This window comes from Bacillus sp. CHD6a, from assembly GCF_001293645.1.
GTDB lineage: Bacteria > Bacillota > Bacilli > Bacillales > Bacillaceae_I > Sutcliffiella_A.
In genome coordinates this window covers 1-19558 of sequence record NZ_LBMD01000013.1, presented here as the reverse complement: position 1 = coordinate 19558, position 19558 = coordinate 1, and the positions used below count along the sequence as shown (strand labels likewise).

The window sequence follows — 19558 nt, the reverse complement described above, 5'->3', positions numbered from 1 at the left end:
TTAGATCCACACCTCTAAATAAATTCCAAGTAAAGCACACAACAGTCCGACTGTCCAGAACGTAACAACTACTCGCCATTCTGACCAACCGACAAGCTCATAATGATGGTGAAGAGGACTCATCTTAAAGACCCTTCTACCTGTCGCTTTGAAAGAGATGACTTGGATGATGACAGAAAGTGTTTCCATCACAAAAACTCCACCGATAATAATAAGAAGAATTTCTAATTTCAATAGTACAGCTACAGTTGCAATAGCACCTCCAAGCGCCAAGGAACCCGTGTCTCCCATAAAGACTTTAGCTGGGTGAGCGTTAAATACTAAGAAGCCAAGTAACGCGCCCACTACGGCAACACTGAAAATAGAAACTTCAAATTGAGATTGGTACCATGCAAGTATGGCAAGGGCTCCAAATGCGACTGCAGCTGTTCCAGATACAAGGCCATCCAGTCCATCCGTCAGGTTGACGGCGTTTGAAAATCCAACTAACCAAAAAATTAGGAAGAGAACATAGAAGAATCCTAACTCAATGGATATACTTGTTCCTGGTACACTTACCGCAGTGGAAAATTCAAACTGGACGAATACAAAATAGAAAATTACTGCAATTACAATCTGTCCAATTAATTTTTGCAGGGACGTCAATCCTAAGTTTCTTTTTAGGACAACTTTGATAAAGTCATCAAGAAAACCTAATAGGCCGTAACCAACCATTACAAAAAGCAGTAAATAAGTTTCAACGGAAGCTTCTGCAAATTGACCTGTGATTACTAAAGTAGTTACCGCAACAGCCAATAGTATCATTATTCCGCCCATTGTTGGGGTACCTGTTTTCTTTTGGTGGGATTGTGGCCCTTCTTCTCTGATACTTTGACCGAATTTCAGTCTGCGCAGGAAGGGAATAAATATTGGTGATACTAATACGGTAATTAAAAAAGACATAACGATAGCAAATAAAATAACCTGTTGTTCCATCGTTATTCCCTCCTTTCGAATTTCAAGATTAGAGGTATTATCCACCAATGATAACCGGCAGATAATACCCGTTTTTTCGTTTAGATTTCTTATCTTTTGGTTTACCACCGCTGTGGATTTCCGCAAATGGCTTCGGCAGCGATTCATCGCACGAAGAAAATACATAGCATTTTCGAGGAGTCTTCGCCTATTGCTCCAATCTACAGCTAGGAAAATCCACAAAGTTAAATGTTATACCAAAAGTAAATTTTATCGGTTTTTGCTTAAGATGAAAATACTTTTTTTCATCTTTTTATTATTTCTTTCTAAAACAACACTTTTTCATTATCCTCTGTTCAAATTCTGGGATATGGTAAGCCTTAAGCAATGGTCATATGGTTGCATAAAACATGCACACCTTAACAGTCTATGAGGTTTGTTTTGCCTGTATGGCTTCCATTGCTATTTTTCTATCATCAAATTCAAGTACTGTGTCACCTATGACCTGATAGGTTTCATGACCTTTGCCTGCAATCAGCACCAAATCACCAGATTTTGCTTGAGCAATTGCTTTAAAAATCGCTGATCGCCTGTCTTCTACAATTTCATATTGTCGGTCCTTCACACCAGCTTCCATATCTTTGAAGATTTGCAATGGACTTTCTGAGCGAGGATTATCTGAAGTGAAAATAGCTTTGCTCGCATAATTTACTGCGACTTCAGCCATCAGCGGACGCTTTGAACGATCTCTATCCCCTCCACAGCCAACAATACAATATATATTATTTTTTGAAAGTTGTTTAGTCGTTTTTAACACATTTTCCAAGCTGTCTGGAGTATGAGCGTAGTCGACAATTACCGTAAAATCCTGTCCTGCTTCTACCGCTTCAAAGCGTCCAGGGACCCCTTTCATGTTTTCAACTACTGGAATAATGGTCTCCATGGGGATATTGGATACGTAACTGGCGCTTATAGCAGCAAGAACATTGTACACACTGAATTGTCCGACCAATTTTAGTTGGACAGGAACAATTTTATTGTCATACACTAGGTCAAACGAAGTGCTCTTTGAAGATATCCTCACATTTCTCGCTCTGATATCGCTTGTTTCGTTTATTCCATAGGTTATAACTTGAGCAGCCGTTGCTCTTTTATATACGTCACTTGCAGGGTCATCTGCATTTAAAACCGCATATTTGGGTTTAGTAAGATTATAGGAGTTTCCTAACGAAGAGAATAACAGCGACTTAGCATACCGATATTCTTCCATCGTCTTATGATAATCGAGATGATCTTGCGTCAGATTAGTAAACACCGCTACATCAAAATCACAACCATACACCCTACCCATATGGAGAGCATGTGAGGAAACCTCCATCACAACAGTGTCAACTTTTTTCTCCAACATTTGGTGAAAGGATTCTTGCAAAGTTAAGGCATCTGGCGTGGTGTTTTTTACAGGGTAAGTTTTGTTTCCTATTTTCATATAGATAGTGCCAATCATTCCGGTCTTACGCTGGTGGTGTTGAAAAATGGATTCAATAATGTGAGTGGTAGTTGTTTTTCCATTTGTACCGGTTACACCTATTAAATGAAGTTTGTGTGTAGGCTGTTGGAAGAATACATCCGCCAAGATAGCCATTGCCCTCATTGTATCTGGAACAACGATGACAGGAACAGCAATATCTAGTGGCTTTTCAGATATGACTGCGACAGCACCTTTATTCACTGCATCTTGTGCGAATTGATGTCCATCTACCGTGTACCCTTTGATACAAAAAAATAAACTCCCTTCATTGACCTTACGGGAATCCATGACAATGGAAGATATCTCAGGGTTATACTTAGAGGATACTTCATATCTGTGAAGATATTGAATTAATTGTTGAAGTTTCATGCGAATCAAACCCCTTTGGCTTACTTGAAGACCTAAATGCAGGATGAAAAAATAACAGGATAGATGGTGAGAGACAACATCAATATAGTTTCTAACTTACCTTTATCACCATTCTATCCTATTTAGGGAAATTAAACCAATCCTCTAGATTTATTCTTCATCACTTTTGCTTTTCCCGGACATGTACACCCTAATGGTCGAGCCTTCTTCCACTTTTGTCCCAGGTGGCGGCGCCTGCTGTACTACAGTATCCCCATCTCCGCTAATATCAAGTTTGAGCGTAACTAATTGTTGAAGGAGTTCTTTTCTTGTCATTCCTTTTAGATCAGGAACTTCCACAAGAGGTACATCCGGCCATTGCAATTCCTTTTCGATTTGTCCTTTTCTCTTTTCCACTCCCAAAGCATTTAGGCTATCCTCCATTATATTCCCAACAATCGGGGCTGCTACAACCCCACCAAACTGTACGGTCCCCTTAGGATTATCGACGGCAAGATACACAACAAGTTGAGGATCATCAGCAGGTGCCACACCGATAAAAGAAACGATATGATTATTTTCCATATATCGACCGTCTTTTACTTTTTGAGCAGTTCCTGTTTTCCCACCAACTCGGTAACCCTCTACAAAAGCATTACGTCCAGTACCTTGGGCAACTACACTTTCTAATGCATATCGAACCTGTGCTGAGGTTTCTTCAGATATGACTCTCCTCTTCTCTACAGGTGTCTTTCTCGAGACTATCTCTCCAGTGATTGGATCTACAAATTCTTTTGCGATAAACGGAGTGTATAAGATACCACCATTTACCGCTGCAGAAACAGCCGCAACCTGCTGAATTGGAGTAACAGAAACCCCTTGCCCAAAGGCAGTGGTGGCGAGTTCTACTGGCCCTACCTTTTCAGGTTTAAAAAGGATCCCCTTTCCTTCTCCAGCTAAATCAATCCCTGTCTTCTCCCCGAAACCAAAAGATTTTATATAATTAAAAAGGGTGTCCGTACCTAATCGTTGTCCTAGCTCTACAAAGCCTGGGTTACATGAATTTTGAACCACTTCCAAGAATGTTTGATGACCATGTCCCCCTTTTTTCCAACAACGTAGTCTTGCCCCATCTACCATTGCCGCTCCACTATCATTGAAAGTATCGTTTTTTAAGTTAACTTTATTCTCTTCGAGGGCTGCAGCTAAGGTAATAATCTTAAAAGTAGATCCAGGTTCATACGTACTCCAAACAGGGAGATTTCGGTTATAAATTTCTGGTGCCACATTTTGGAATTCTGCAGGGTCAAAATCAGGTCTACTAGACATGGCCATAATTTCTCCTGTATTAGGATCCATTGCAATTGCAATGATTCCATCAGGGTTATACAGTTCCTGTGCAAGGTCTAACTCTCTTTCCATGATAGTCTGAACCTTTGAATCAATGGTAAGCCTTAAATCTAAACCATCTTGGGGGGCTTCGTAATCATCTGGAATATCCGGCATTCTTCTTCCCTTTGCATCCGAATAAAATTGAACGTAGCCTTTTTCTCCTTTTAATTGTTCATCGTAATACAATTCTAGACCCATTAAACCTTGATTATCAATCCCTGCAAATCCTAAAACATGAGAAAGATAACTACCGAAAGGATAATGACGTTTGGAGTCCTCCGCAATGTAAACCCCTTTTAAGCCAAGCGCTCTTATTTCTTTTGCTTTTTCGTGAGAAATTTTTCTTCCTTCTGGGTTGATCCTCTCCATAGATGAGCTTTTCGTCACCAGCTTGTACACTTTTTCTTTGGACATATTTAAGACGGCTGCAAGCTTCTCAGCCGTATCATTAGGATCTTTGATTTGTCTTGGGACAACCAAAACCGTCGGTGCACTCATATTTGTTGCCAATGGGACACCATTTCGGTCAAGGATTTCTCCTCGCTCTGGTTCAAAAGGAATATTCCTACTCCAAGAATCTTTGGCGCGGTCTGTAAGCATATTCCCCAATGCGAATTGAACATATCCTAGGCGTAAATCAATAATACTGAAAAGTAGAATTCCTACAAGAAGTACAATGGTCAACCTTCTCCGAACCGTCACATGAGATACCCGCATATCCTATGAACCCCCTTTAATATTCGTAGTAATATATGCTTGTACGAAAGAGGATAGAACATAGTATTGGACTGTAATCCAAGAAATGCTTTAATTGTGACTATATACTTTTTGTTGTTTGGTTAATCGTCGCTGTTCCTTTCTACAAATGACTCGCTTTCCGCGGGACGGTGCTTGAGCCTCATAACGCTTCAGGGGTCTCAATCTACCGTTACTCCCCCGCTGGAGTCTTCGTCATTTGCTCCAATCCACAGCTATAAACTACTAGAACGAGAGGTTATTACTTCTTCTGTTTACTCTATTAGATTCCTTCTTATTAACACTACCTCTAGTTGATTATAGTGGAAGGCGCGTAGACGCCCGCAGGCAGGCGAAGCGCCTGGAAAGGAAATCAACTGTTTTTATAATTATTAACATAAAAACACTGCCAAAGGTCATAGCCTTTAGCAGTGCATTTTAGTTAACTATCCTCGGAATCTTCTTCAGATCCTGACTCTTCCGTTTCTTCATCTTCTTGCTCTTCCGTTTGTGGTAAAGGGACGTTTGATCCTAATTCCACAACAAGGCTGTTTCCTTCTTCAACTGGAGTTCCAGGAATAATATTTTGCTTTTGTACATATCCATTTCCAATAATTTCGGTTTCAAGCTTGAGTAAATTGGATATCTTTCGGACATCACGCAAACTCCAACCTGTCATATCTGGAATGGTCGGGGAATTTTCTGTTAATAGAATAACTCTCTCACCTTTTATGACTTCACGGCCTGGTTGAGGTGTTTGTTTTAAGACTTTAGATCCTTCACCCACTATGACATATTCGGGACCTTGTGTATCAGCAGAAACATCCTGAATATTTTTTCCAACAAGATTTGGAACTTTTACCCCTACACTTTTCTTATTAGGAGTATTCATTTGACTTTCATCAGGCTGAATACTTAAATATTGCAAGCTTCGGCGCATCACGGTATTGAATACACCCGATACAGGGCCCGCCCCATTTTCATGTTGAGCAATTTTTGGTTTTTCTACCGCAACATACATTAACAACTCCGGATCATCCGCCGGAGCCATCCCTGTAATAGAATAAATATATTCGCCATGACCAGATAAATATCCTCCTGGTCCAGGAATTTGAGCAGTTCCTGTTTTAGCTGCGACTTTATATCCTTCAATACTGTAAGGACGACCGGTACCGTTTTCAGAGCTTACTACTGATTCTAATACTTCTAGTACTTTATCTGCAGTCTTTTCTGAAATTGGATTTCCTTTTTGTTTTGGCTTATTTTCTACTACAACCTCATTTGTGTTAGGATCGACAATCTTGTCAATCACATAAGGCTGCATCATTTTACCATCATTAGCAATTGCAGTTGCGGCCTGAATTTGTTGAATCGGCGTGAATGCAGAGCCTTGACCGAACGCTGTTGAAATACGGTCCCTATAGTAATTGTAATTTATATTGCTTGTAGTTTCATCTGGAAGGTCAATCCCTGTCGGTTCATTCATACCAAATGCATGAATGTATTTTAAAAGAGTATCTGTCCCCATCTTATCTGCCAGTAAAGCAAATGCTACGTTGGAAGAACGTTGGACTCCTTCATCAAAAGATATTGTTCCCCATCCTGACCTGTTATGGTCATATACTGGAACTGGGTCTTTAGGAAGGGTATACGAACCGGACTGATAGAGTTCAGACCCATTGTAAACCCCTTCTTCAATGGCTGCGGCCAATGAAAAAATCTTCATAGTGGAACCTGGTTCATACCGATAAGAAATAGCATCGTTGTTCCAATTGTCCGTCAAACCTTCTCTTGTGTTTAAATCGAAGGTTGGCCTAGATCCCATTGCAAGTATCTGCCCGGTTTTTGGATCGGCAACGATAGCAATGATCCGTTCTGGTTCATATTCTTGAACTACATTATTCATCGCTTCTTCTAAAAATGTCTGAATGGTCTTATCTAAAGTCAGATGCACATTTTTCCCGTTGATTGCAGGAACATAGGATACATCTGAGTCCATAGAAAGTTTAACACCTTTATTGTCCGTTTTCACAGACAATGAACCATTCTGTTCTTTTAGTTCATCTTCTAACATCTTTTCCACGCCTGTTACACCAGTGACGACACCATCATCATTTGCTCTTGCAAAGCCAACCACGTGACTGGAGAATTTGCCGTTAAAATAATACCGTTTAGAGCCTTCTACAAACCCTATTCCCGGCAATTTCATGTCTTCAATTCCTTTTTTAACTGACAATGGAAGATCTCTACCCAATGCTCCAAATTCTACTTGTTTGCGATCCAGTTGTAATTTTTCTAAAATCTTATTTTGATCCACTTCCAAGACTGATGCCAACTTTGCAGCCGTCTCGTTTGGATCAACTACATGACGAGGTTTCTTGTCATCTGTCGTCAATGACTCGTCCAATACCGCCACTAAATTGAAAGAAGGGGTATCTTCTGCAATCGGATCTCCACTTCTATCAAAAATGGATCCCCTAGTTGCATCGATTGTCCTGTTTACATTATATCTTTCACTAGCTTCTGCAGATAAACTATGTCCATGTGCTTCTCCGGTTGCTTGAAGGTAAAAAAATCGCCCAATCAATAGAAAAAAGAGCAACGCAAAAAATCCGAGTAGAATTGCTGCTCCTAAGTGAATTCTTTTTTTATGAACGATGTTATGGGTACTCATTTAGTTCCCTACGTTCTTCACATTGTTCTCGTTTAATGTCAGACCAAGGTTTTTGGCTTTTTCAAGAATGACTTCATAGCTGCTTTCTTCCGCTACACGAAGTTCAAGTTCACGATTTTCCTTTAATTGCGATTCAATGGACCCTTCAAGCGATTGAATTTCGCTATTTACATGATAGATATTCACATGGTTGGTAACAACATGGACGGCACCGAATGCAAGCATACCAATAAACATATAGCCAAGCAGCTTTTCCCCAAGCGTAATAGTTGAGCGTTTCTTTACGACCATTTGTCTTTTTGGCGACTGCTGTATGCGTTCTTCATGCTGCCTCTGAATTTTGTGAGCTAAGTTACTCATTCTCTTTCCCCCTAGTCTATATTTATTTTATATTTAGTCTTTCGCTTTTTCTGCAATTCTTAGTTTTGCCGATCTTGCGCGATTATTGGCTTCTAGTTCTTCTTCACTAGGTAGTATCGGCTTTCTTGTAACAAGTTTAAGCGTTGGCTGATATTCTTCTGGAATTATCGGTAGCCCAGGCGGCAGTTGTGGGAGTTGGCTTTTTTCTTTAAAGGCTACTTTACACATTCTATCTTCAAGGGAATGGAAGGTGATAACAGATACTCTTCCCCCAACTTTTAAAACATCAATTGCTTGATGGATAGCATCTTCAAAAACACCTAACTCGTCATTTACCGCAATTCTTATTGCTTGGAAAACTCTTTTAGCAGGATGTCCGCCAGTTCTTCTCGCTGGAGCTGGTATTCCATCCTTGATAATTTCTACCAATTCTAGTGTCGTTTCAATTGGCTTTGATTTTCGATATTCTTCAATTTTCCTTGCAATTTGTTTGGAAAACTTTTCTTCTCCATATTGAAAGAATATCCTTACTAGTTTTTCATAAGGCCACTCATTAACAACATCATAGGCACTGAGTGGGCTGTCTTTGTCCATTCTCATATCTAAAGGTGCTTCGTGATGGTAACTAAATCCTCTTTCAGGTGTGTCCAATTGAGGAGAAGAAACACCCAGGTCGAACAACACGCCATCCACTTTGGTAATACCCTGCTCATACAATTTCTCTTTCAGGTGCTTAAAATTGCTTTTAATGAAAATGACCCGATCCAGATAGTTATGTAACACATTCTTAGCATGTTCTAGCGCATGGTCATCCTGATCAAATGCAATCAGTCTTCCTTTGTCTGATAACTGTTTTACAATTTCGGAACTATGTCCTGCACCTCCTAATGTGCAATCAACATACGTACCGTCCTCTTTAATGTTAAGACCTTCTACTGCTTCATTAAGTAATACTGTTACGTGGTGAAACATTCTCCACCGCCTTTCTAGCTCTAGGCTGTTTTTCCTCTTAGCTGCTGCTAATTCTTTTCTCTCGGTATTTTCTCACCGACCATCTTGTTTTATCCAGGCTGTTCTTCGTATTCGTTGTAATTTAAATCCCTTTTATAAGTCAAAATCCACTAGGTTCTCTGCAATCTCTGCGAAGGAGTCTTCCGAATCTTCCACAAAAGTATTCCAGTTGTCCTTGCTCCAGATTTCTATTCGATTAGACACTCCGATTACCACGCATTCTTTTTCTAGTTGTGCATACTGAACTAATGGAGTGGCAATGTTCACTCGACCTTGCTTGTCCAGTTCACACTCAGAAGCACCGGAAAAGAAGAAACGTGTAAATGCACGGGCATCCTTTTTAGTAAGTGGTAATTGTTTTAATTTGTCTTCAACTGTTTTCCATTCAGAGAGCGGATAGCCAAATAGGCATTTATCGAGGCCTCTAGTAAGAACAAAGGTTTCTCCTAAATGATCACGGAATTTCGCAGGCACAATCATACGGCCTTTTGCATCAATTGTATGATTATATTCCCCCATGAACATTTGGCTCTCCCACCTTTCTTCTACTTTCCCCCACAATCCTCCACTTCTCTCCACTTACTTTATTGTACTATTCTCTTTCCCAAAAGAAAATCCTTTAAGCCTACTTTTTTTTCGTTTTTCATCTTTTTACAACATTTTTTGACAAAAGGACGAAATTAGGTCAAACTTGGCTTTTTTTGACTCCTTGGAAACACAATAAACAATCATTCTTCAGTAAATGCTCGTTTACGACTCTCTTCTTTATTTGTTCATGTCAGAAAAAGAAAATAAAAAAACAGCAGGATTTTTCCCGCTGTTTCTTAAAGTTTAACTATTTTATGCTTTCCGTTATGCTCCAACGGCAATTCACATAGCCTTTGGACGAAATCCATCCCATACTTATTCACAAAATAGTAGATATTCCATATTCTCTCTTGAGGCATGCCTTTGGGCAATACAGCAAGTTCCACTCGTTCATATTTGTTCATCATGTTTTCATGTTTCTCATATACCGAACGTTCAATCAGTCGATGAATATAGGTAAATTGCTTATCAATCAAATTCCAATTCTTTTCAAAAGTTTTCTGATGATGCGGTAAAGTTTGATTACCTAAATCTCGAAATTGATCATGTACTTTGGCATATTGTTCATGATACAAGTTCAATGTCGCTTCTATTGATTCAAGTTCTTCTTGATACAACCAAGCTTTACGCTTTTCTTCTAGCCCATGTTCCACCGCATCTGAGATATCTTCACCTAATTCTAGTAACGTTCGATCAATATGCCGTTCCAATAAAGTCAAAGAAATTCTAGGTACAACTGGTGGCATTTCAAGGTCCATAGAATGAAAACATCGACCAAGTTCAGCCCAGTAACTGATTTCCCCAGGACCTCCGATAAAAGCAAGAGTAGGGAATAGAAACTCCTGCATAAGCGGTCTCGTTACAACGTTATTGGAGAAATGTTCAGGTTGTTCTTCCATCAACTTATTCAAGTATTCAACCGTAAACTGACGATTAGAATCCTTCATATAGGCAATCTGTTTCGTTTCATCCCAACATAGTAGTTCCCGCTCACCGTCTTGGTGAAAGAATATATTCATTGATTCTGAGTCAATTTCTAACATCGGGGAATATCCTTGCTTCTCAAGTTCCGTTTGGGCCTGTTGCATCCCTCGTCGAATTTGACTATGCTTCATTAAAAGTTGTTGAAAATAAGGCGTTTCAAGCTTCCGCAAAGCTGGGTCGGAAGCATTTACTAGAACCAGCCCCGTACCTTTAAAGAGTTTTGCAATCAAGCGGGCAAATATATCCACCATTGTAGAAGAATCTTCTATCGCTTGGGATAACTCTTGTTTTAACTCTTTTGTAAATGGCGTTTCTCCATAGGAGTTAACAATTTCAAGAAACCAAGCGTGTAACTTTTCTTTATCATATGGAAGATCCGATACCATTTTTTTGCCTGCTTCTTTCATTTGAAACACATGTTTTTCTATTTCATTATTTTTTGGAAGGTTGACATGATTTATCTCCTGAAAATCATGATCTTCCCCTGCAATCCAAAAAACAGGAACAACGGGAATTCCAAGCTTAAGCTCCTGTTCTTGGGCATGTTTAATTGTACTGATTATTTTTGAGATAGTGTAGATTGGGCCAGTCAATAACCCTGCCTGTTGTCCACTGATAACAACAACCGACTGGCTGTCAGATAATTTTTCAATGCTATGTAAGGTTTGTGCATCCGCATCAAATCTTTGATTAAAGTCAAGAAGATGGGCAGCAAGCTCTTTTCTTCTGAAGCTTCTATTTTTCAAATAATCGTTTCTCTTTGAGTAGGTATCTACAGAAAAAGGGTTATATGTAAAAAAGGGAAGGATGCTCTCCTTTTGAGTTAAATAAGCGGAGGAAAACTTATTAATAGTAGGGAGCGTTAATTCTACTACATTCATAAAGTACGTCCTTTCTAAATCGTTCATGTGTGTTGATATCTCCATGAGTATAGCATTGATTTCCATTGTTTCAAAAAATATTGCTTAGCCAAATGTTTCAAAAACCCGTTTCATTATACCAAATGTTAAAAGACAAAAATATGCAAGAAAAAATAGAAGAAAATTCAGCCTCCAAAATCCTTTAAAGACTCTTCTAAAATGAATTTCCTCTTTAATCTTGTAATGTGTCAAAACCATCACGGTCGCAATGAACAATAACACAGTTAATATGACCGAAAGAAACGACGTATCCCAGATGATAATCATGATAAAGTGCACGGCTAAGATAAAGAATAGTGTCGAGGCATCAACCGCCAAATGAAAAGACTTTTTATTGTTTCTTGTTACCAGCTTAGCTATATAAAAAAAAGCAATCAACGCAAAGATAGGAAGCGTAATTATTGTAGCGAAAGTTCCAGCTAAAATTCCGGACATTTTTACCATACCTCTTTTCACTTACTTGATTATTTTTTTGTACAAGCAGGATGAATAAGCATTAGAGGTATTTACAGCTTGCATTATGTTGTAGCCCTTTAACAGCTTCATACATAAATTCTGTTAGCGGAACTGATTTTCCTTGTTTTTCAGCCAAGTTTATCATATATCCCAAAATCGCATCGACTTCGGTTTCTCTCCCTGCATTTATATCCCGCTTCATAGAAGAGCTGTTTTCCGCTGTTTTCTCGCAAATGGAACAGATATGATTCCACATGTGCTCCCTATTATCTTTTTGAACCAAAAAATCCATCTCATTATATAACCGCTTCATGCAGTTTTGATAGTATTGATTTAATAACAGCTCTCCATTACGAACATCAAATATAGCTGTCAAAGGGTTTATGATAGCGTTAACAAGCAATTTTTCAATCATCATACCGTAATAATCCATGCACACTTCAAGTGGAAAATTTACACCGATTGAATCCAACCAACCATTAACAAAGAAAGCAGCAGCATGCCGGTCTTTGTTTGTCACAGGGTAACCTGCTATTTTTGTACGCCCTTTACCTGTCCACATGACGGTGCAATCGTTGATTTTCTTTACACCATGCTCTACTACCCCTACTAAAATTTGAGGTTTGGAAAACTGTTCGAGCAAATCAATATGTGACATTCCATTTTGGAGAAAAAGGATTGATTGGTCTCTTGTGCACATTTTTAGGACAGGGAGGATGGCAGTAAGGCCATATTGCTTTGTTGCAACAATGATTAAATCGTCCTTTAAAGGAGTATCGTTCTCCCACATCATGACTTTAACTTTTCTTGTTTCATTCCCGTTTTCATGGTGCAGGACAGTTATCCCTTGCTCTTTTAGTAGTTGTTGTTGTACTTGTCGCTTAACATAAAGAGTGACAGCAAATTGTGTTGATAACTGGGAGGCATATAGAAGGCCGACAGCACCTCCGCCAATGATTCCAATATTCATCGTATCCCCTTCTTTAGTCCTATTTTCTCTATTGTACCAATTTATTGTTAGTGGGGGTACTGTTCTTTTCCCTGAGGGTATCTTGCACATAAAAAATATCCAGTGCCACAAATGGGCACTGGACATTTTTCACACAGGATAAACCGGGTGTTTACGATGACTAAATGTCATTTGCTTGCTTGAGTAATAATGGAAGCGGCTAATCAATACACTTCGCAGTTCTTTTGCAGGAACAATATCATCTACAATCATTTCAGAAGCTAACTTATAGATATCGATATGCTCCTTATATTCTTGGTGCTTTTCTTGTACAAAAGCAATTCTTTCTTTTGGATCTTCAATTTCATTAATTTTGTTGGAGTATACCGCATTGACTGCCGCTTCTGGTCCCATTACTGCTATTTGTGCAGTTGGAAGTGCAATGCAGCAATCTGGTTCAAATGCTGGGCCTGCCATCGCATAAAGTCCAGCTCCATAAGCTTTTCTAACCACCACAGAAATTTTCGGAACCGTTGCGGAACTCATCGCTGCAATGAGTTTAGCTCCATGGCGGATAATACCTGCGCGTTCCACTTTTGTGCCAATCATGAAACCTGGAACATCTGCAAGGAACAGTAAAGGAATGTGGTAGGCATCACAAAGCTGAATGAATTTCGCTCCTTTGTCAGCAGAATCGACAAAAAGTACTCCACCCTTCACTTTTGGCTGGTTTGCAATAATCCCGACAACCTTTCCATCCATGCGTGCAAAGCCGGTTATTAATTCAGGTGCGAATAATCTCTTTATTTCAAAGAAACTGTTTGCATCAATCAACTGATCGATCGCTTCATACATATCAAATGGCGCGTTTTGATTTACAGGGATAATATCTGTCAGCGCTCTTCCTTCTTTTGGGTTAACAGGATCTACTTCTTTCGTCTTTTCTTGGTAACTGCCAGGAAAATATTCCAGATACTTACGGGCTTGCTGAATAGCTTCTTCTTCTGAAGCAGCGAGGACATCTCCACAACCACTGACAGAGCAGTGCATTCTCGCTCCACCCATTTCCTCCAATGTAACCTTCTCCCCAATTACCTTTTCCGCCATCCGCGGTGATCCCAAGTACATGGATGCATTTCCGTCCACCATCACAACAATGTCACAGAAAGCCGGGATATATGCACCTCCAGCAGCAGATGGGCCGAATAATAGACAAATTTGAGGTACCATTCCGGAAAGTTTCACTTGGTTATAAAAGATTTTTCCTGCTCCACGTCTATTTGGGAACATATCTAGCTGGTCTGTTATTCTCGCTCCGGCAGAGTCAACTAGATAAAGAATCGGAACCATTAACTTTTCGGCAGTTTCTTGAATTCTAATAATTTTTTCTACCGTTCTTGCTCCCCATGAGCCCGCCTTAACAGTAGAGTCATTTGCCATCACACAAACTGTCTGACCATTTACTTTCCCTATTGCCGTTACAACACCATCAGCAGGAAGACCTTTGGCTTTATTATTGGCAAAAAGTCCATCCTCCTCGTATTGTCCGTTGTCAAATAAAAGAGCAAGGCGGTCACGAACAAATAATTTGTTTTGTTCCTTTAATTTCTCGTGATATTTCTCACTTCCGCCGCTCTTAATCGTTTCAACTGTTTCTTGAAACTCTTGTTCTAAATCAGTGGTGGTTTTTATCATCTTAATCCCCCGCTTTCTTCTCAACGTTGTAAAATACTATTCCAATTCCAGCAGCACATCTCCATCATTTACGAATTCGCCTTCTGCCGTAGAAATGCTGGCCACTTTCCCGTTCATCATCACTTCCACTGGAATCTCCATTTTCATGGACTCTAAAATAATAACTGTTTGACCTGCTGTCACTTCATCGCCAACTCCCACTAACACTTTCCAAACTGTACCTGCCATTGCTGCTTCCACTTTTTTCATTGTAATTTCCTCCTGATCTCGTGTTGTAATTGTTTTAAGTTGTAATAGGTTTCATCGACTGAATGAAACCGGTATGATAATGACCTGAGACAAAATCATCTGCCTCAAGGGCGTGAATCAAAAACGGAAGATTCGTTTTGATTCCTTCAACTGAAGCTGCTCTCAAATACTCTTTTGCCCTTTCTATTGTCGCTTCTCTTGTCTCACCGGAAACGATAATCTTAGCAATCATTGGGTCATAAAACGGTGTTACTTTTAGATCAGGACCATAGCCGCTGTCGACCCTGACTCCTTTTTCACTCGGAAGGAGCCATTTTGTAATGAGACCTGGAGAAGGAAAGAATTTGACTGGATCTTCTGCATATAGACGAAACTCTATCGCGTGTCCAGTGCTTGTGATTTCCTCCTGTTGCAGCGGAAGTTTTTCCCCTGCCGCCACATTAAGTTGCCATTCTACAAGATCAAGGCCAGTGATGCACTCCGTAATCGGGTGTTCAACCTGCAGCCTGGTATTCATTTCAAGGAAATAAAAATTTTCCTCTTCATCCATAATGAACTCCACAGTTCCTGCATTCTTGTAACCTACTTCCTTTGCAGCCAAAACAGCAGCTTCACAAATCTTTATTCGAGCCTCTTCGCTCATTGCCGGACTCTGTGCTTCCTCAATAACCTTTTGATTCCGCCTTTGAACAGAGCAGTTCCTTTCAAACATATGTACGACATTACCATGTGCATCTCCAAAGATCTGCACCTCTATATGCTTGGCATTACCCACGTATTTTTCAATAAACATATCTTCATTTTTGAAATAAGCTTTCGCTCGTTTCTTGGTCTGTTCGAAAGTATTCTCGATATCCTGTTTGTTTTCACAGCGGTGCATTCCAATTCCACCGCCTCCCCCACTTGCTTTTAACATTACAGGGAAACCAATTTTTTCTGCAAGAACCAACGCTTCCTCCAATGATTCCACAGGCTGTTCAGAGCCCGGAACGACAGGTACACCAGCTTTAATCATCGCTCTGCGGGAAGATAATTTATCTCCCATTAACTTAATGACATCAACATTTGGGCCGATAAAAGTTAATCCTGCATCATGAAGCGCTTGTGCAAATTCCCCATTCTCCGATAAAAAACCGTAGCCTGGATGAACTGCATCCACATTTTCTTCTTTTGCGATTTCCAAAATCCGTTCAACGTTTAAATATGATTTTTGAGGCGGGGCCTCACCTACATGTCTAGCTACTGTCGCTTGCTGAACATAAGGCAAATCCTTATCAGCATCTGAATATATAGCAACTGTTTCTACCCCTAATCGCTGACATGTTCGTATGATTCTTTCTGCAATTTCTCCTCGATTAGCAATCAGTATTTTTTGCATGGAGTAATCCCCTTTCTAAAGAACTTGCAATTTAAATCCTAACAAACTACTATTTCTACATAATTCTTCGATTTCCTCCTTTGATTGCAAGCGCTTTCTAAAATTATTGCAGAATTTTTTGTTTTTTTGTTATATAATTAATATTAAAATAAACCATTCTGCCTAATATGTATAGAGGTAGGCGCTTCCATTAGATATAATCAAGGGGGAATTGTATATGACAGTTAAAAAACTATCAATTAACTATAAAACATTGGAAGAGTTCAAACAGTTCAGGGAATACGGCATACAGGAACTATCTATGTTAGAAGACCTACAAGATAACATTATCGAGAATGACAGCGAATCACCCTTCTATGGTATTTATTATGGTGAAAAACTTGTAGCAAGAATGAGTCTCTACCGTGTTTCTAAAGAACTTGATAAATATTTCGAACCTCGCCAAGATTATTTAGAGTTATGGAAACTAGAAGTATTATCTAACTACCAGCGCAAAGGCTTTGGCAAAGAATTAGTTGATTTCGCGAAAGGGTTTGGGCTCCCAATCAAAACGAACCCTCGAGTCAAATCGGCGGACTTCTGGAATCGTATGGGATTCACTTCTGTACATTATGATGTGGAACGCGATTTAGGAGAAAATCCGCTTGTGTGGTATCCAGAAGGAGTTAAGGCTCAAGATAGAGTCTCTACAAAAGAGGAAACGACAGATTAAATAAAAAAAGGTAATTGCTGTGTACTTGGCCGGCAATTACCTTTTTCTTTTCTTTTTTCACCTATAAGAATCTTTTTTTCATTTCTGGATTTGGCAACATGCATTGGTCTTTCTTTCCGAACCATCTATATCGGTTTTTGGCAATAAAAGAATAAATCATATCTCTTATGGGTTTAGGTATTAAGATGAGTGGGTAGAAAAGCTTCCATCCACCATCTAAATTTTTGGCCACTTTTAAGTCAGCTGTCGACTTGGTATATAATTTATTGCCATCCACAAAATAAAAGCTATCAAACTGATCCACCGGGAGAGAATGCTCCTTTAATATGGTTTGTCCTACTTCTGACTGAAGGGAAGCAAATTTAAAAGTTGATCCTTTATCACGTTGGATCACAAACGGCACCAACGCATTGCACAAATTACATACCCCATCAAAAAGAAGAATTGAGTGTTCCGTATTATGAATCTCCGGCATAATGCTATCTCTCCTTTCAAAGACCATCCAGATCATTCCATTACTTTTTCATTATACAACTAAATCTCTCTAATGTGTTTTTATTACTCATTTCTATTGTACATTATATGGGCATACCTATGAAATTCAGTTGAATATAATCATTCTATTAAACATTTCAAAGGGATTCTCGTGTCGTTCGAGCGGATAGAATTGTTTTATTGGACTTATCAATTGGGGTCTCCCTTTCTTCGGGCTTTTAGAGAACCATAAGGGAAAGTTTTTTCCCAGAATTTCTAGCAGTCCATAACCAAAGAAAAAACCACCCTTCAAAAGGATGGTCTTACTCTAATAATGCTATTTCTCCACTCTTTCCAAATTTCCGTTACGATCCATTTGGAATTTCACTTTTTTGTTTTTTTCATCATCTTGAAGTACAACCATTTTCCTGGCGCGCTCCATGATTTCAATTAATGCACGGTAATCCTCTTCTACCAAATTCATGGATGATTCCAGTTCCAACTTTGCCTCTGCTATATGTTTAAGGTCAGCTTCTAGCTGCTCCACTTGCTTTTTCAGGCTTTGATTCTCTTCTTTGATTTTTGTATATTCATTTTCTAATTGCTCTAGATGATTTAAGTAACTGATTACAGCTGAAATTGTCAGGTTATCTCCTGCATATAATTTATTATTGATTGCACCGAAATCATTTTCAAAGGCAACAGGTTGAGGAGCAGCTTGCTCTTTTTTCAACTCTTTCCGTTGTTTCTTCGCCAATTCAATTCCTGTTGCATATTGTTTCCTCACATAAGAATTCCACCTAAAACCGCAAGCAGCAGATGTTCGAGAAAGCTTTTTCCCCACTTCCTCAAACGCCGTCAATTGGGTTCCGCCTTCTCTTATATATCGTAAAACCACTTCCGCCAACAATAAATCTTCATCTTGAGTCCAAGCATCTTGACGAACAGTAGACATATTGCTATCCCCCTTACACACTTTTTTTACCTATACATATGCGTGTAATAGAAAAGATAGACTACGTGTTGACTAAAATGCCCTTTATTCTATTTTTTCTTACTTTCTAGAAAAGCTTTTACGGCATCGTGATGTTCATCTTGTTCCCAAAGGACGGAACATTGCTCTATCTCAGCTAGCATTCTTTCTTTTAAAGCTGTCTGTTCCCATCTGGAGATAAAACTCTTTTTGTAGCTTCTCAATACTGCAGAAGAAATTGCGATATCCTCTTGTAAAGACTGGGGTTCAAAGAATGGAACCACTTTTTGGATAAACCCTAACTCCACTGCTTCACTGGCGGTATATGTTTTGGCTGAAGTCAACATTTTAATAGCACTTGCATGCGGTATTTTTTCCATCAGCATGCTCGCTCCTCCCCAACCGGTGGTGATTCCAAGTCTCCCCTGAACAAATCCAAGTTTTGCATGAGTCAAAGCCCAGCGTTGATCACAGGCGGATGCAATTTCACAGCCTCCCCCTATTGCAGTACCATTAATTAAAGCAACGGTTGGAACCGGCAGCGTCATAAGGTCATATAAAATCTTCCCCATTTTAGAAAGCATGCTGTAAGCTTCTTCTTTTGTATGTAATGCATGAAAAACAGACAGATCCCCACCGGAGCAAAAGGATTGATTTCCACTGCCTGTGATGATGAAAGCTCGGATAGCAGAATTTTCTCTTACTTCATTTAGTGAAGACTTTAATTCGTTCATTACATCATAATCAATGGCATTTCGTTTGTCGGGGCGGTTGATGGTAAACCAGTAGTATTGGTCATCATCTATGTGAGTGTGGACTTTTGATTCTGTCATGATATTGTGGACCACCTTTTTTGGAGTATTGTGTATATTTTAACTTATTTTTGGTGGGGTGTGGGGGATTTTGTGGTCAAATTGATAGGAGGAGGTGTTGAGTAGGTATATCTTTTACCGTTTTGTGTTTGCTTGGGCGAGTTTCGGGCGGAGAGACGGCTTCTCTCCTACCGTTTTCACTTCCTTCACTGCTGTTCGGGCGGTGAGACGGCTTCTCTCCTTCCGTTTTCACTTCCTTCACCGCTGTTCGGGCGGAGAGAGGGGTTCTCTCCTACCGTTTTCACTTCCTTCACTGCTGTTTGGGCGGTGAGACGGCTTCTCTTCTACCGTTTTCCGTTCCTTCAC

General features: G+C 39.6%; 17 protein-coding genes. 1 reads left to right on the top strand and 16 read right to left on the bottom strand.

The features are described 5' to 3' along the window. The 13 genes from mraY to AAV98_RS11900 all read right to left on the bottom strand — a co-directional run bounded on the left by mraY (position 1) and on the right by AAV98_RS11900 (position 16221). The gene (gene mraY, locus AAV98_RS11965) at positions 1 to 975 is read right to left on the bottom strand and encodes a phospho-N-acetylmuramoyl-pentapeptide-transferase (RefSeq protein ID WP_060665806.1); all 975 of its coding nucleotides are present in this window, start codon (positions 973 to 975) and stop codon (positions 1 to 3) included. 406 nt (positions 976 to 1381) lie between these two features. Further along, positions 1382 to 2851, bottom strand: a complete 1470-nt coding sequence (locus AAV98_RS11955) for a UDP-N-acetylmuramoyl-L-alanyl-D-glutamate--2,6-diaminopimelate ligase (RefSeq protein WP_060665804.1) — start codon at positions 2849 to 2851, stop codon at positions 1382 to 1384. A 150-nt stretch (positions 2852 to 3001) separates the two neighbouring features. Continuing rightward, positions 3002 to 4939, bottom strand: a complete 1938-nt coding sequence (locus AAV98_RS11950; RefSeq protein WP_060665803.1) for a stage V sporulation protein D — start codon at positions 4937 to 4939, stop codon at positions 3002 to 3004. Between the two features lie 460 nt (positions 4940 to 5399). Then, the gene (locus AAV98_RS11945; protein ID WP_060665802.1) at positions 5400 to 7631 is read right to left on the bottom strand and encodes a penicillin-binding protein; all 2232 of its coding nucleotides are present in this window, start codon (positions 7629 to 7631) and stop codon (positions 5400 to 5402) included. After that, positions 7632 to 7991 carry a cell division protein FtsL gene (gene ftsL, locus AAV98_RS11940; protein WP_060665801.1) on the bottom strand — a complete coding sequence of 120 codons (360 nt, stop codon included), beginning with the start codon at positions 7989 to 7991 and terminating at the stop codon, positions 7632 to 7634. It lies immediately after the preceding gene. 33 nt (positions 7992 to 8024) lie between these two features. Further along, entirely contained in the window at positions 8025 to 8963 is a 939-nt protein-coding gene (rsmH, locus tag AAV98_RS11935; protein ID WP_060665800.1) for a 16S rRNA (cytosine(1402)-N(4))-methyltransferase RsmH, read from the bottom strand. 132 nt (positions 8964 to 9095) lie between these two features. Then, entirely contained in the window at positions 9096 to 9527 is a 432-nt protein-coding gene (gene mraZ / locus AAV98_RS11930) for a division/cell wall cluster transcriptional repressor MraZ (RefSeq protein ID WP_060665799.1), read from the bottom strand. A gap of 299 nt (positions 9528 to 9826) precedes the next feature. Next, complete coding sequence (bshC, locus tag AAV98_RS11925; protein ID WP_060665798.1) at positions 9827 to 11482, bottom strand: bacillithiol biosynthesis cysteine-adding enzyme BshC; 1656 nt, start codon at positions 11480 to 11482, stop codon at positions 9827 to 9829. A gap of 57 nt (positions 11483 to 11539) precedes the next feature. After that, positions 11540 to 11929: a DUF3397 domain-containing protein gene (locus AAV98_RS11920; protein WP_060665797.1), complete on the bottom strand. Its 390-nt coding sequence runs from the start codon at positions 11927 to 11929 to the stop codon at positions 11540 to 11542. Between the two features lie 61 nt (positions 11930 to 11990). Then, positions 11991 to 12920, bottom strand: coding sequence for a 2-dehydropantoate 2-reductase (locus AAV98_RS11915; protein ID WP_060665796.1), 930 nt, complete (start codon positions 12918 to 12920; stop codon positions 11991 to 11993). Positions 12921 to 13049: 129 nt separating this feature from the next. Further along, a complete protein-coding gene (locus AAV98_RS11910) occupies positions 13050 to 14594 on the bottom strand; it encodes an acyl-CoA carboxylase subunit beta (protein WP_060665795.1) in 1545 nt (514 codons plus the stop codon). Positions 14595 to 14630: 36 nt separating this feature from the next. Further along, entirely contained in the window at positions 14631 to 14843 is a 213-nt protein-coding gene (locus AAV98_RS11905) for an acetyl-CoA carboxylase biotin carboxyl carrier protein subunit (protein ID WP_060665794.1), read from the bottom strand. Between the two features lie 34 nt (positions 14844 to 14877). After that, the gene (locus AAV98_RS11900) at positions 14878 to 16221 is read right to left on the bottom strand and encodes an acetyl-CoA carboxylase biotin carboxylase subunit (RefSeq protein WP_060665793.1); all 1344 of its coding nucleotides are present in this window, start codon (positions 16219 to 16221) and stop codon (positions 14878 to 14880) included. A gap of 217 nt (positions 16222 to 16438) precedes the next feature. On the opposite strand from AAV98_RS11900, the gene AAV98_RS11895 reads away from it, so the two are divergent. Beyond that, positions 16439 to 16933, top strand: a complete 495-nt coding sequence (locus AAV98_RS11895) for an N-acetyltransferase (RefSeq protein ID WP_060665792.1) — start codon at positions 16439 to 16441, stop codon at positions 16931 to 16933. A gap of 61 nt (positions 16934 to 16994) precedes the next feature. On the opposite strand, the gene AAV98_RS11890 is transcribed toward AAV98_RS11895, so the two are convergent. The 3 genes from AAV98_RS11890 to AAV98_RS11880 all read right to left on the bottom strand — a co-directional run bounded on the left by AAV98_RS11890 (position 16995) and on the right by AAV98_RS11880 (position 19213). After that, a complete protein-coding gene (locus tag AAV98_RS11890) occupies positions 16995 to 17408 on the bottom strand; it encodes a thiol-disulfide oxidoreductase DCC family protein (RefSeq protein ID WP_060665791.1) in 414 nt (137 codons plus the stop codon). A gap of 336 nt (positions 17409 to 17744) precedes the next feature. After that, positions 17745 to 18362: an RsfA family transcriptional regulator gene (locus AAV98_RS11885; RefSeq protein WP_060665790.1), complete on the bottom strand. Its 618-nt coding sequence runs from the start codon at positions 18360 to 18362 to the stop codon at positions 17745 to 17747. A gap of 89 nt (positions 18363 to 18451) precedes the next feature. Beyond that, positions 18452 to 19213 carry an enoyl-CoA hydratase/isomerase family protein gene (locus tag AAV98_RS11880; RefSeq protein WP_060665789.1) on the bottom strand — a complete coding sequence of 254 codons (762 nt, stop codon included), beginning with the start codon at positions 19211 to 19213 and terminating at the stop codon, positions 18452 to 18454. Between the last annotated feature and the right edge of the window lie 345 nt (positions 19214 to 19558).